This is a genomic window from Vibrio sp. Isolate30 (assembly GCF_022397975.1).
Taxonomy (GTDB): domain Bacteria; phylum Pseudomonadota; class Gammaproteobacteria; order Enterobacterales; family Vibrionaceae; genus Vibrio; species Vibrio fortis.
Window position 1 is genome coordinate 277,533 of record NZ_JAKEUS010000001.1, and the last position, 13,755, is coordinate 291,287.

The window sequence follows — 13,755 nt, forward strand, 5'->3', positions numbered from 1 at the left end:
TTGTTATCTCCCTTCTTCGAACGGCTGTTATTGAGCCTGACCAACGAGTGCTTTTGCCGTCATGGTTTCAATATTGCTGCTGTCTTTCTCTTCCATCACCGCCAGCCAAGATTGTGCTTGTGTCAGGTCTTCTGCTCGAATCGAAGCGGTAATCGCGTAACGATAAATCCAAGCCGTTGCTGCGAAGTGTTGCTGCTTAAATCCCTCTTCAGCGAGTAGGTCTAGGTAAAGGTCATAACCGCGATCAAAATGGTTAAACATATCTGGCAGCGAGGTATAGGTGGTTGCAGCCATCGCCCTTGTTAAAAAGTCTTCTGGCAGTCCTTGCACTCTATCTTGCTCATGAATCGGAACCTCTACACTGTTCAATAGGGTCAAGGACTTATCGATGGTCGATAAGCCCTTCTCGACATACTTCATCTTGTTCCAAGGCAGAAAAGCATCGCGCCCTTGAAGGGTTTCAGTGCTGCCCAAGTAGACCAAAGTTAGTGGTGTTGCACCTTCTTTATCGAGGATCGCTTGCAGCGCATCATGAGCGGCTTCAACCATCTCCTCATCACCTTGAGCAGCTTGGTTATACATGGAGAGGACCTCTGGCGTTGGGTTCGCCAATACAGGCGCGCTGACCGCTAAACCAAAAGCGAGTGCTGATACAAAAAGAGAGGTTTTAATCGACTGCAGTGTGTTCACTGCATTGAATGGTGTGTGGCTTGCTTTCATCTTGATATTCCCTTTCCTGTTTTGATGATGAAAGGTTAAACCGAGCGATGAAAAGTGTTTTATGAATGCGATAAACGGTCAATCAGCGGCGTGAATGGTAAAAATCATGAGTGAATGGTTAGCGATTTAAGCAAATAACAGTAACTACGATTCTAAGCAAAAAAATAGCCGCAGGGTTGCGGCTATTGGATTTAACTTTGAATAGGGGTTACTTCTTGGATTCGACGATTTAAATCAGCCGACTTTCTTAATCATCGTCACTGGGTTGTAGCCTTTCTCTCCTTTGCTGACAGGCTCACTTGGGTTGTAATGGCGCATCAGCACATTAAATTTGCCCGTAGTATTACCTTCCATCGTTGGAATATTGTTTGGCTGGCCCTCACATCCAAAACGGAGAGTGTAAGTGCCGTCGCTGTTCATCACGGGTTCCATTTCACTCGAAATGTTGGCTTTATCATTAAACATTCGTCCATCAGCATTGTATACGGTCGCAGACCAGAATGCCCCTGCCTTCGGATCTTTAAAAGTCGTCTCGTAACATGCATTCGCATCGAAATACTGACTGGTTTGATAGATGTTGTCTTCGACCATCGCACCACCCCAACCGCCAGCAGCACCAACGTAATTCATATAATCAGTTTGGCCGCTTTCTTTGTTACCAAACGCCTTTGATTGGTCATATCCGTCGCTGAAATCGATGTTGCCAGCTTTATCCGTGGCCTTAAACGACGCCATATCCCACTCTTTTACGACAAACGGCTTATCACTGCTGGTTTCTATCTTCAGGTTACGACGTGCATCATCTTCAAGAGCACGGACAATAACAAATGCGTGATCGGTTTTTGCACTGACTTTATGACGACCCGAACCGTAGATCATTGGCTGAGTCTCGTGGTTTTCATCGACAACTTGCAGCGACACATATTGGTCAGTTTCCGGAACAGTCACATAGACATCATCATTCGACATATCGATAACAGAAACGGAATAAAATGTGTCACGATTCATTCGAACAACGAACTGCTCTTCTGGAACGCTGCTCGGTAACGGCATCTCAAAGAATGTATTGATACCACCCGCTTTCTCCACCACCGCGCCGAGACGCATATTTGTGTATGCCTGAGCAAAATTATCTTCCGTGACAATAGTTGGCGCTGCAACAACGCTGGTTGAGAATAAAGCGACAGCAGTAAGAGGAATTAGTGTTTTCATAGTAGCGACCTTTATATTTCAAAGTGAATGTCATTTGGAAGAGTATTATTTGCTCCGCCGACAGTGATCACTTTATACTTCCAATGTGGAAAGTGAGGAAAATAGGACTTGCCCAAATGGAAAGTGTAGACTTGAACTTGCTGCGTACTTTTGTACTGCTGTGTCAATCGAATAGCCTTAAAAGAGTTGGGATGAAGCTGGGGATCTCAGAGAGCGCAGTCAGCAAGCAAATGACCAAGCTAAGAGAACAATTGGGGCACCCGCTATTCGAACGCACCACGGAAGGATTAAGACCAACGCATTACAGCAAATCTATTTTGCCCAAGATTGAACAAGCTCTTTCGTTAATGCACTCCGCTACCTCACCCGCAACATTCGATCCAGCTACTTATGAGGGGCCAATTACCCTTGCTTTCTTCGCCTCCACACTCGAATTTTCAGGTGTTCATTTGTTTAGGGAACTCTCGCAAACATTCCCCAAAGCACAAATAGAGCTGAAAACTTGGGCATCGGATACAGAGCAAAAATTAGAAGAGGGTGATATCACCTTAGGTGTGCACTTTCTAAATGAAGACCGTAGTTCCAATATATTCCAGAAACGTATCATGGCTGACCAACTGGTGATCGCCGTATCAAAGTCATTGGGGCAACTAACATGGGAAGAGGCATTACAGTTGCCTTTTATCAAGATCCGAAGCCAAGGTTGGAATGAAGAACGTTACCGATATTTAGAAATGTTGAGAAACAGTGGTATTGACCCCCATATCAGTATCACGGTGGACAACTTTTCAGTTGCGAGGCAAATTCTAGATCAAGGTGACCACGCCTGCGTGTTAAGTAATAGTTGGAAGGACGCTTCGCTCAACACCATAGAGCCTCCCAAAGCGCTTAGGATTGATCTAAATCTTGTATCCTGCATGCGCCTTGTCGATCGTCAAAGCCCACTAAACCTTGCCGTTCATGAAGTGATTAAAAAAGTTATGCTTCAGTCTGAATAGGTTTCAATCTAGATAGTTAATGCCCTGAGACGAGCGAGAATGGCCGTTATCATTTTGCACAAACAAAAATAGCCGCAGGGTTGCGGCTATTGGATTCAGTTCTATAAAGACCGTTATTTCTTAGATTCTTCAACCACGGCTTTCATCAATACTGAAGTATCCATGCGGCCTTCGCCCTGTGCAGATAGCGCTTTGTAAGCGTTATTGGTCTTTTCCGTTAGAGGAAGTTTCACGCCTTGACGCTCAGCTTCATCCAAGCAGAAGCCTAGATCTTTAATCATCCAGTCGATAGCAAAGCCAAAGTCGAACTTGTTTTCCGACATAGTGACAGCACGGTTCTCCATCTGCCATGAACCTGCAGCGCCATTTTTAAGACAATCAACCAAAGTTTGGATATCTAAACCTGATTTTTCAGCAAGCACTAAACCCTCAGATAAGCCATTTAATACACCCGCGATGCAGATCTGGTTAACCATTTTAGCGCGTTGGCCTTGGCCGACCTTACCCATGAGAACCGATGATTTACCGTAAGCTTCAAATACTGGTTGCAGGTCATTGAATAGATCTTGCTCACCACCACACATGATGGTTAACACGCCATTTTCTGCGCCCGCTTGACCGCCTGAAACGGGAGCATCCATGAAGCGAACACCCGCTTTATTTGCAGCAGCTTCAAGCTCTTCAGCGAGGATCGCAGAGGTTGTAGTGTGATCAACAAGAATCGCGTTTGGCTTCATTGCAGCCAATGCGCCTGCTTCGCTGGTTGTCATGCTGCGTACGTCATCATCGTTACCAACACAAACAAGAACAACATCCGCTTCTGCCACACACTCAGCTACACTCTCAGCGGCCTTCCCTTGGTATTTATCAGCCCAATCTAATGCTTTGCTGTGAGTTCGGTTAAATACCGTTACTTCAAAACCCGCTTTAACTAGGTGGCCTGCCATTGGGAAACCCATCACACCCAGTCCGATAAAACTTACTTTCATTTCTTTCTCCTTTTAAGAGGCGGGCGCTTGATTGTGGAAGGATCGAATACTTTCAATCAATGCATTAATCAACAGCGTCAACGCCTTAGGCTGATATTTTCTCTCTTTGTACACTAAATATGCCTGTCGGTCACCTCGATGGTACTCAGGTAACAGTTGAATGAGATCCATATTGGGCGAGATATGACGAAATGGCAGTGAGGCCACACCTAAGCCGTTTTCTATTGCTTCCGCCACTCGGTGAATATCATTGACCACAAACTTTGGTTGAATGCTGATATTGCGGTCTAACTTATCCCCTTTGTAGAGTGGAATATTCGTCACATGATCCACGCTGACCCAATCTTGCTCGGCTAGCTGTTCTGGTGTGGTAATAGCGCCTCTACGTTGCACGTATTTCTCACTGGTAAAGAAACCATGCTTGGCTTTAAACAGAGGGCGCGCAATCATCCCTTCCAGATTGGATACATTGAAAGTGACTAATAAGTCGCGATCCGTTTCAGGAACTAAGTGTTGCTGACTCAATACCAAATCCAGTTGCACCTTTGGGTATTGAATTAGAAAGTTCTCAATGGTTTTGCTCAGAAAGCTGCCATAAAAGTTATGTGGTACGGTCAGCTTGATCTTGCCTTGAATGACATCCTTACCCTTGATCAGGTCGACAAAGCCCGCCTGCAGCGACTCCATACCGCTGCTGAGCGATTGAAATGCCGCTTCGCCATCTTCGGTCGCGACCAACTCACGCCCCTTCTTCTCAAGTAAGCGAATCCCGAGCCGCTCTTCAAGAGCCGTTAGGCGACGAGACATGGTTGAAACAGGCAGCTGTAGTGAGCGCGAAGCCGATAGTAAAGAGCCCTTCTCCACTACAGCACAAAATAAAAACAGATCGTCAATGTTTCCATATATGGAATTCATAGTTCTTTATATGCCTATTTTTCTCATTTGTGGATAAGAGTAACCTTAACTCAACGAACAAGAAAAATCATTAGGAGCAGAGATGAACAACAAGCTTCATTATGTCACTGCGACACTATCATCATTGGTCATGGCACTGCTGATGTCGGGCATTATTTCAGGTACCAAGATGGGATTTAGTCACGAATGGCCGCCAGTTTGGTTCAACAGTTTTTTGATGGCGTGGCCATGTGCTCTGATATTGAGCTTAACGCTGCTACCCAAGGTGAGAAAGCTTGCGGAGTGGATTTGTAAGCCAAGAGAGTCGCAAAAAACGGCTGTCGAGTTATGCGATGAGTAATTTCAATCAGTTCCGTTTTTTTCATCGTTCCGGCGGAACAATGATCAAGGAAAAATCGCAGACATAAAAAAACCGAGCACTAAGGCTCGGTTTTTCCATTTGGCTTTTACTCAGTGAGTAACACGCGACTGAATTAAAGCTCAGCGTTGTGGTAAACCTGTTGTACGTCATCACAGTCGTCTAGAAGGTCTAGGAACTTCTGGAATTTCACTGCATCGTCACCCGCTACTGGCGTGTGAGTTTGAGGTACGAACGTGATCTCTTCAACGTCTAGCGTTAGATCTGGGAAAGCAGCGGTTAGTGCTGTCTTAGTCTTGAAGAACTCAGTCGTTGGAGCGAATACAGTGATCACACCGTCTTCTAGTTCAACATCAGTTACGTCTACGTCGTCCATCATTAGCGTTTCTAGGATGATCTCGTCATCTTCGCCTTTGAATTGGAATACAGCTTGGTGAGCGAACATGTGAGAAACAGAACCTTCAACACCGATTTTCGCACCAGTCTTAACGAAACATTGGCGAACGTCTTGGAAAGTACGGTTACCGTTGTCTGTTAGACAGTCAACGATTACGCTTGTGCCGCCTGGGCCGAAACCTTCGTAACGAGCTGGTACGTAGTCTTCACCACCGCCGCCGTTTGCTTTATCGATCGCTTTGTCGATAACGTGTGCAGGTACTTGGTCTTTTTTCGCTTTAGCAATCAGGTGCTTAAGCGATAGGTTCATGTCTGGATCTGAACCGCCATTCTTCGCACACATGTAAATTTCTTTACCGTACTTGGAATAAACTTTAATTTTTGCGCCAGCTGTTTTCGCCATAGAGGCTTTACGCACTTCAAAACTTCTTCCCATCGGGATCTTCTCTCTGATTCAATTAACGGGGCAAATTCTAGCAAAATACCGCATCATTTCAATTCTGCGGCACTGCTGGGTAAGCGTGGTCTGCAATTATGCGACACCCATTACCTGTTTGTATTTCTCTACAGACTGCTCAAACCAAGCTTTCTCTTGTGGGTCAGTGAGCTTCATTGCTTCTTCAACAATGGCTTCAGGGCCACATTTAGCTTGCTTCAATTGCCATACGAAAAATGAAGCCTGCTTATCCAGCTCGATCTTGTTTTTCTCATCGGGTGGAAGGAGTGAAAGGTTGATAGACATTTTCAGCCTTAGTCTGTAGTAAACTTGGCCGAGAAATATAGCATATAGGGGTCTAGTAAAACCAATATTATGAATAAAATTCCGCTACAAAGCGCTCAGTTATGCGCCCTAACATCAACTCATAGGGCGAAGTATCCACTCTTATCACAAATTGCTCACAAATCCCCTATATGCTCGATTCAACTCTTCAACAACAGAGATGGAGCTAGACGTCCTCGTTGAATTGATCGCATTTTGATGCGCAGATGAAATCGTTGCTATGCAGCCCCTTGATAGAGTGGCTCCACCACGTCACCGTCACCTTCCCCCACTCCAATAAAATCGAAGGGTGATGAAACTCCTCTTCCGCCAACGCGGCTACTTTGTCGCTGAATGCCCATGCCAGTTTAAAATTCTTAAAGCGATAGGTTTTCTCCAACTGCGGTATGCCCTCTCTAACAACAATTTCCCAGTTTTGTAACTCTTGAAGCAAGCTCTGCTGCTCGGATTCGTTCAATGCCTTGGCATCACTGGTACAGGCTTCGCATTTTAGTTCATTCAGCATGTGTCGCTTCCTTTGGTTCAAATAGTGGTGGTAATAGACCCGACTGACAGGCCAAATCAGCTTGAGCAATAAGGTTCTGTTGGCTTAACTCAAATAGCTGCGTTAAACCATCAATGACGAAATACTTGGGTTGCATGATATCAATACGATAGGGAGTTCTAAGAACAGTCTGCAGATCGAACGTTTCTCGAATGACGTTTGACTCTTCCAAGGCGTACAAGGTTTCTGCTGGCGATGAGAGGATTCCACCACCATAGATTTTGGTTTGTCCCTGCTCTTTCACTAAACCGAACTCAACGGTAAACCAGTACAAACGAGCTAGGTAAGCACGCTGCTTTGGGGTAGCCGCTTGTCCTAAACGACCATAGTGCTCGGTGAAAGAAGCAAAGCTTGGGTTGGTTAGCATGGCGCAGTGACCGAAGATTTCATGGAAAAAGTCCGGCTCTTGCAGGTAATCGAACTCCTCACGAGTTCTTAGAAATGTCGCGACCGGAAAACGCTTGCTGCCAAGTAGTGCAAAGAACCGATCAAAATCAATTAAAGCGGGCACAGGCTCTACCTGCCACCCTGTGGTGGAGGCGAGTACTCGATTAATTTCAGGCAGTTGCGGCACCTTGTCCAAAGGTAAATCCAATAGACGTAAGCCCTGCAAATACGCATCACAGGCTCGATCTTGAATCACGTGCAGTTGCCTGCTCACCAAGTCATGCCATATCGCATCTTCTTGGCTGTTCCAATCAACCCATCCATCTTGGCTGACTGGTTTAGAATGATAATGTGTCACTGCATCCCTCCAATTGGTTGCCTACTTTAAGCGTATCGTCCCTCCCTTTAACCGCCAGTTTGCAGCGATGGATTGCAAACACAGGATCTGTAACAATTATTTTACATCACAATCAAATTACTGATTTTATTAACTTTAAAATGCTCAGATTCAGCGATAAAACCACCAGTCCTACTTGATAGCTATACAGTTCGCACGTGCATATGATCATGGCTGTTGTTTGACTTTGGATATCGTCGGTACAAGACTGAATCTATTAATTTTTTATCAAAGAGGCACTCATGGATAAGAGTGAACCAATCTGGCAGCCAAGTACGGAGCGTATTGCTCAAGCAAACATCACCCGGTTCATGGAACGACTAAACCAAGATGGTTTAAATCTCGATAGTTACTCCGCTCTGCATCAATGGTCTATCAAACATCCGCAGCGTTTTTGGCATCAAACTTGGGCGTTTTGTGGCGTTGTGGGCTCGCAAGGAAGTGAGATCAGTATTTTGGGTGATCCGCGCTGGCAGCAATCACAACCAAATCGAGACACACAATGGTTCCCTGACGCCAAACTCAACTACGCTGAGAATCTGCTTAAGCATGCCCACCAGCAACCGGACGCACTGGCCATATGGTTTGAAAACGAGCAAGGCGCTCAAGCGCAATACACATGGCAGACGCTGTATGACGAAGTGTCTCGTGTTCAACAATGGCTTATGGCGTGTGGTGTAACAAAAGGCGATACCGTCGCGGCGTATACCCCGTATTTGCCAGAGGTAGTGATCGCCATGCTCGCCGCGACTAGTTTAGGTGCAACTTGGACATCAACCTCTCCAGACTTTGGCGTTGAAAGCGTGCTAGAACGTTTTGGGCAAGTCCAACCTAAGGTCCTGTTTACCTGCGACGGCTACTCATTTAATGGCAAACATTTTGACATGTCAGAGAAGAATCGAGCTCTTTCCCAACAGATACAAGGACTAAAAGAGGTTTGCCAGATAAGCTACATCGGCACAGACAGCGCACCGACATTTTCCTCTCATCACAACTGGCAGGAGGTTGTCTCCTCTTATCAAGCGCACCCGATCGAGTTTGCTCAAGTGAGCTTCAATGATCCGCTGTTCGTCCTCTACTCTTCAGGCACTACAGGTAAGCCCAAGTGTATAGTGCACAGTGTCGGCGGGACGCTGCTCAACCATCTAAAAGAGCATCAACTTCATTGTGATATCAAACCAAACGAGCGCGTTTTTTATTACACCACCTGTGGCTGGATGATGTGGAATTGGCATGTATCTTCGCTTGCGAGTGGCGCTTGTTTAGTGATCTTTGATGGCAGCCCAATGTGTCCGAACCCCAATGTTTTGTGGGATCTCGCTCAGCGAGCCAATGTGAATCTATTTGGAACATCAGCCAAGTATCTAGAAGCGCTGGAAAAGGCATCATTCAAACCCGCAGAGCACGGTTCGCTACCTGACTTAAAAACTCTGTGCTCGACAGGTTCAGTGCTCTACCCTGAACAGTTCGATTTTGTCTATCAGTCGATAAAATCAGACCTGCACTTAGCGTCTATCTCCGGTGGTACCGATATCTGTGGATGCTTTGTATTGGGTAATCCTATCTCTCCAGTTTTTCGTGGGGAGTGTCAAGCGGCCGCTCTAGCGGTGGATGTGCAGGTATTCAATAGTCAAGGAGAAGCCATCACTGAGCAGCGAGGCGAGCTAGTCTGTTGCAACTCAATTCCAAACTTCCCTCACGGTTTTTGGAACGACAATGGCGAACGCTATCACGATACCTATTGGAGTCGCTTTGAAGATACTTGGCACCATGGTGATGATGTCAAACAGAGCACTAATGGCGGTTATGTGTTTTACGGGCGCCGTGATGCCACACTCAACCCTGGTGGCGTACGTATCGGTACAGCCGAGATCTACCAACAAGTGAACCATATACAGGGTATCGTTGATTCTATCGCGGTCGGTAAAGAAACGGAGCGTAATGAGCAGATCTGGCTATTTGTGCAGCTCGAATCGCAGCATGAGCTTACCGAATCGCTAAGAACAACGATCAAGAGCCAGCTAAAAGCTGCGTGTTCTCCAAGACATGTACCTAGCCAGATATTTGCAATTAGTGACATTCCCAAAACCCGCTCTGGCAAGTTGGTGGAGCTGGCCGTGAAACAGGTCGTGAATGGTAAGAGTGTAGAAAACCTCGGTGCTATTGCGAATGCCGAGGTTTTGGAAGAAATAAAGCGAGTTGTTTTGCGTTAACGTTTCAGTAAAAGCCCCCATCAATATCAGGGGCTTACTTTTCTATCTTTCTACTCGTTTGACTAGACGCACGTCATCAACATAGCCAACCAGTCCATCTGCTGGTTCGCCAGGGTAACGTATGGAGAACTCGTCAATGCGAATCTCTAGCTCATCATCAATAAATTGGTCATGTGCTAAAATTTGCTCCGAAGTGAAATTGATAGTATCGATCTCCATAAGAGCGAATATCTCCAGTAAATCATAGCCTTGCGTATTAAAATCAAGAGTCACCTGTCGGAAACAATCCTTGATACTACCTTGGGGAGCGTCGTCTAGATCTTTCACGTGGGCCCTTGCTTCAGCAACAATAGTCCCGCTGTTAGGCAGGCGTAAGCCGTAATGTAAGGTGCTTAGTGAGTCTTCCCCTTTTTTGTCGCAATAGTACATGGCAAATGTCATGTCTGTCCCTGTAGGCAACTCATCGACAACTTGACTTATCCCAGGCTTAGAATCAAAGTCATGTGTTGATTCGCCATACTTAAAGCGGATTCGAGCGGAACCATTACTGCCTACCGCATCACTGAAGGCACTGTCACCAGAGCTCCCAACATCACCTTTTCCTTCTGAACTGCCCTCATAAACAGCCCAGACAGTGCTGGTTCCTCCATCAGCTCGCCATTGGCCTAATTGATGGTCAGCAATGTCTGCAAATACGGTAATACTCTCAGGTAAACTGAGTTTCAATGACGCAACTTTATCTTCCTGAGCAGTAAACTCTTCGCTGACCCAAGTATAATCACCAACATCTTGCCCCTGTACCGTTACTTCATCGCCTAGCGAGAGTTGATAGGCCCCCTTAACAAACGCAGAAATTGCATAGCGGGTGTTCGCTTCTAAAGCAACATCTTGGCTTACCACACTGTTAGATTGAAGCTGTAGACTGCTATCTCGAGAGAATGCTTGCTCTCCTGTCACTGTCGAAGCATTCTGATAACTCCAGTTACTAAGGCCTTCATCAAAAGCGGGATTCTGTAGTGCGACTTCTATCATTATCGCTTGAGGTTTAACTAAGCTATAACTCAATGGCCCGACATCATGGTAGCTAAGAGGTTGGTAAATCACCGAAGAGGTGAGAGATTCATCGGCACCAACGGTAGTGGTTTCACTGCGCTCTTGACCATCAAGATCAATCACTACATCACTAAACTCCCCCTTTTCATAATCAGTAATTGCATCAAGGTTAGGTGAGTTCAACGAAGGGCGATAAATCCCTTTTTGATCCTGCACCAAGTTTGCACTATAGAATTCAAAGCCAGGCTCGGTAACTTTGAGAGTATCGCTGTCAGCAAACTCTTGCCCAAACACAACATTACCCGTCACGTGTGTCGATACATCAAAACCTCGCTCCGATTGCGTCAACACTGGGCCGATAGCCATATCAACCAAGTTGTTCGCTAAATAAGCCAATTTAGGCGCTGTCGATTTGCTACCACCATCGATGTTTAAGCTATTAACGCTGTCGACAATGGTATTGTGAGCCACGTGAACATTCTCGAATTGTTGGTACCCGTTGTCACCATCACCTGCCCCATCCGAGCCCATTAGCACAATGCCGCCATGATGAGTGGTATTTTTATAGCGAACACCTTGAATGTAGTTGTTGGTCACCACATGATCGCCATCGACCAAGCGCAGGCCACCGGCAAACGGATAGTCCTGACTCAAGATGAAGTTATTACTAATGGTAGCGCCGCTGCCATGACGCGTAGTGATAGAGCCGTAGCTATTTAAGACCGTGTTGAAACTGATTGTGTTGTTGGTCCCTTTGTTTGACACCACTTCCGCTTCGCCCTGAATATTTTCAAACACGTTGCGAACAATCAATGAGTCACCGGCATACTGATGAGTATCACTCAAGCCAGTACGAATAGCTTCATAATTGTTGTCACTGCTCTGAGCGTACATCTGACCTTCCGCAGGCGCTCGGTTCGCAATATAGTTGTTATAAACAATAATGCCTTGCGCAAGTTCCGCGAGTTGGGTCTCTTCGTCCCAATCACCAGAGACCCAACGGTTAAAGGAGATCATTGGAGATGCGGTGGTTTTTCCACTTATAATACTATGATCGAGCCAATTATTCTTACCATAAATATGTACCCATTCACCCGATGTACTGTCTCCCGATGTGATGCCTTGATCAGCATCGACGTCGATGATTGCGATTTCGGTAATACGACAGTTGTGACAAAGGTTATGAGTACCAAAGCGTGTAGCAATCAGATTACTGCTGCTACTCGTCGCACCATCAAACACGAAACCTTGTAACTGTACATAACTACCACCCATCGCAATTTTTGCATTACCTGTAATCACCGCTTTACCTGGGTTTTGGGCTGCGACTTTAATCGGGCTCTCTTTTGAACCGGTACCACCATATGTAATCTCCAGGTCGACATACTCACCGTCGGCTAAACAGAGTGTGGTGCCCGCAGCCATATCCTGGGATACCGCGTTTTCGAGCTCCGACGTCGACCCAAATACTTCAGAACATTGAACAGAAGGTACCGTTAATATGTCTTCTGGCAACAGGTCTGATAATACGTCATTCGACCCTCCCGGCACTTCAGGCGGCGTGGTTTCTTCGCCATTGCCATTGGGTGTTGTTGTAGAATCTTCACTACAACCAACGCCCAGAATCAACATCAACACCACACTCAACTTAGATAACTTCATCGAACAGCTCCATTGCTTACATTGTCATTTGTATTACAATGTTACAAATAACAATAACTATCCGTGACACGATCCGCAAAGTCATTGGCTTGGTCTATTTTTCATACAAATTGTGAAGCCATCCAACTGACACTTATCTCCACTAAACGGCTCTCGAGTCCATGTCTACGAATGTACTAACAGGTACAATATGAGCGGATAAGTCTTTGTTCTAACAACAAGTTAATGGCTTTCGTTGGTGCTATACGACGCGCTTTGAATTGATAGGTGTCTTTATTGACAGAAGTGCTAACGTAGAAGTGGTTTGGGGAGAGCAAAGACCTACATTGAAGATTAGGTCATGCATCCCCCAGATAGACTGTGAATTCCGCCGGATAAAGAGTGTATTACGCCGGAATCAGGATGAATTAAGTCAGTTTCAGATCTTTATTCTCTTTATGGGGATGAAGCAGCATCCGCCTGATTCTCTGGCATAGCATCAATGAACGCAGGCAACTGGTTACACGCAGCAACGATCGAGTTAATCAGCGGATAGGGCGACATATCAAGGTCAAAGCGTAAGGCATTGTAGACTTGCGGCACTAAACAAATATCAACGATACAAGGCGAATCCGTGAGGCTATACAGAGAGTCGCCATGTACTTTTCTGTGCTTCGCCAGCTTCTCTTCTAGTGCACAGAAACCTTGGCTCATCCAATGATGAAGCCAAGCCATTTTCGCCTCGTGAGCGCACGACAACTCACCCTCCAAATACTGCAACACACGCAGATTGTTAAGAGGGTGAATTTCCATCGCAATATCCTGAGCCATCGCCAACGCTTGATAACGAAGCGGTGTTTGCTCAGGGATCAACAAGGTATCTGGACTACTCTCACACAAATAGTTTTCGTCCAAGTATTGCAAGATTGTCAGCGATTGATTGAGTTGGACGTCACCATCCACCAGCACCGGCACTAGTTCACTGGCATTGAGTTCGCGATATTGCGGAGCATGCTGCTCGCCACCATTGCGCACCAAATGCACCGACTTAGACTCATAGTTGAGTTGCTTTAGGTTCAATCCAATGCGCACTCGATAAGCCGCCGAAGAGCGCCAATACCCGTAAAGTTTGATCCTCTCACTCATTGCTT

At 45.9% G+C, this 13,755-nt stretch carries 13 protein-coding genes; 3 read left to right on the plus strand and 10 right to left on the minus strand.

The window, feature by feature from the left end:
- Positions 1 to 27: 27 nt before the first annotated feature.
- Positions 28 to 720, minus strand: coding sequence for a hypothetical protein (locus L1D60_RS01305; protein WP_239839371.1), 693 nt, complete (start codon positions 718 to 720; stop codon positions 28 to 30).
- Between the two features lie 234 nt (positions 721 to 954).
- Positions 955 to 1,932 (minus strand): DUF1254 domain-containing protein, encoded by a 978-nt coding sequence (locus L1D60_RS01310; protein WP_239839372.1) that lies wholly within the window; start codon positions 1,930 to 1,932, stop codon positions 955 to 957.
- A 116-nt stretch (positions 1,933 to 2,048) separates the two neighbouring features.
- Here L1D60_RS01310 and L1D60_RS01315 point away from each other — a divergent pair, with 116 nt between their 5' ends.
- A complete protein-coding gene (locus tag L1D60_RS01315) occupies positions 2,049 to 2,930 on the plus strand; it encodes a LysR family transcriptional regulator (protein WP_239839373.1) in 882 nt (293 codons plus the stop codon).
- Between the two features lie 113 nt (positions 2,931 to 3,043).
- On the opposite strand, the gene L1D60_RS01320 is transcribed toward L1D60_RS01315, so the two are convergent.
- On the minus strand, positions 3,044 to 3,919 hold the full coding sequence (locus L1D60_RS01320) for an NAD(P)-dependent oxidoreductase (protein WP_239839374.1): 876 nt from the start codon (positions 3,917 to 3,919) through the stop codon (positions 3,044 to 3,046).
- Between the two features lie 12 nt (positions 3,920 to 3,931).
- The gene (locus L1D60_RS01325; RefSeq protein WP_239839375.1) at positions 3,932 to 4,834 is read right to left on the minus strand and encodes a LysR family transcriptional regulator; all 903 of its coding nucleotides are present in this window, start codon (positions 4,832 to 4,834) and stop codon (positions 3,932 to 3,934) included.
- 82 nt (positions 4,835 to 4,916) lie between these two features.
- Here L1D60_RS01325 and L1D60_RS01330 point away from each other — a divergent pair, with 82 nt between their 5' ends.
- Positions 4,917 to 5,174 carry a DUF2798 domain-containing protein gene (locus L1D60_RS01330; protein WP_239839376.1) on the plus strand — a complete coding sequence of 86 codons (258 nt, stop codon included), beginning with the start codon at positions 4,917 to 4,919 and terminating at the stop codon, positions 5,172 to 5,174.
- 133 nt (positions 5,175 to 5,307) lie between these two features.
- Here L1D60_RS01330 and L1D60_RS01335 read toward each other — a convergent pair whose 3' ends face one another.
- The 4 genes from L1D60_RS01335 to phhA form a co-directional block, all read right to left on the minus strand.
- Positions 5,308 to 6,024 (minus strand): YebC/PmpR family DNA-binding transcriptional regulator, encoded by a 717-nt coding sequence (locus L1D60_RS01335; RefSeq protein ID WP_239839377.1) that lies wholly within the window; start codon positions 6,022 to 6,024, stop codon positions 5,308 to 5,310.
- Positions 6,025 to 6,120: 96 nt separating this feature from the next.
- Complete coding sequence (locus L1D60_RS01340; RefSeq protein WP_239839378.1) at positions 6,121 to 6,330, minus strand: DUF3283 family protein; 210 nt, start codon at positions 6,328 to 6,330, stop codon at positions 6,121 to 6,123.
- Between the two features lie 205 nt (positions 6,331 to 6,535).
- A complete protein-coding gene (locus L1D60_RS01345; protein ID WP_239839379.1) occupies positions 6,536 to 6,874 on the minus strand; it encodes a 4a-hydroxytetrahydrobiopterin dehydratase in 339 nt (112 codons plus the stop codon).
- A complete protein-coding gene (gene phhA / locus L1D60_RS01350) occupies positions 6,864 to 7,658 on the minus strand; it encodes a phenylalanine 4-monooxygenase (RefSeq protein ID WP_239839380.1) in 795 nt (264 codons plus the stop codon). The genes L1D60_RS01345 and phhA overlap by 11 nt, the downstream gene beginning before the upstream one ends.
- A 281-nt stretch (positions 7,659 to 7,939) precedes the next feature.
- Between phhA and L1D60_RS01355 the strand changes: the two genes are divergently transcribed.
- Positions 7,940 to 9,910 carry an acetoacetate--CoA ligase gene (locus tag L1D60_RS01355; RefSeq protein ID WP_239839381.1) on the plus strand — a complete coding sequence of 657 codons (1,971 nt, stop codon included), beginning with the start codon at positions 7,940 to 7,942 and terminating at the stop codon, positions 9,908 to 9,910.
- Positions 9,911 to 9,952: 42 nt separating this feature from the next.
- Here L1D60_RS01355 and L1D60_RS01360 read toward each other — a convergent pair whose 3' ends face one another.
- Together L1D60_RS01360 and maiA are read right to left on the minus strand one after the other, a co-directional pair.
- On the minus strand, positions 9,953 to 12,625 hold the full coding sequence (locus tag L1D60_RS01360) for a polysaccharide lyase 6 family protein (protein ID WP_239839382.1): 2,673 nt from the start codon (positions 12,623 to 12,625) through the stop codon (positions 9,953 to 9,955).
- Between the two features lie 435 nt (positions 12,626 to 13,060).
- Positions 13,061 to 13,750 (minus strand): maleylacetoacetate isomerase, encoded by a 690-nt coding sequence (gene maiA / locus L1D60_RS01365; RefSeq protein WP_239839383.1) that lies wholly within the window; start codon positions 13,748 to 13,750, stop codon positions 13,061 to 13,063.
- Positions 13,751 to 13,755: the final 5 nt, after the last annotated feature.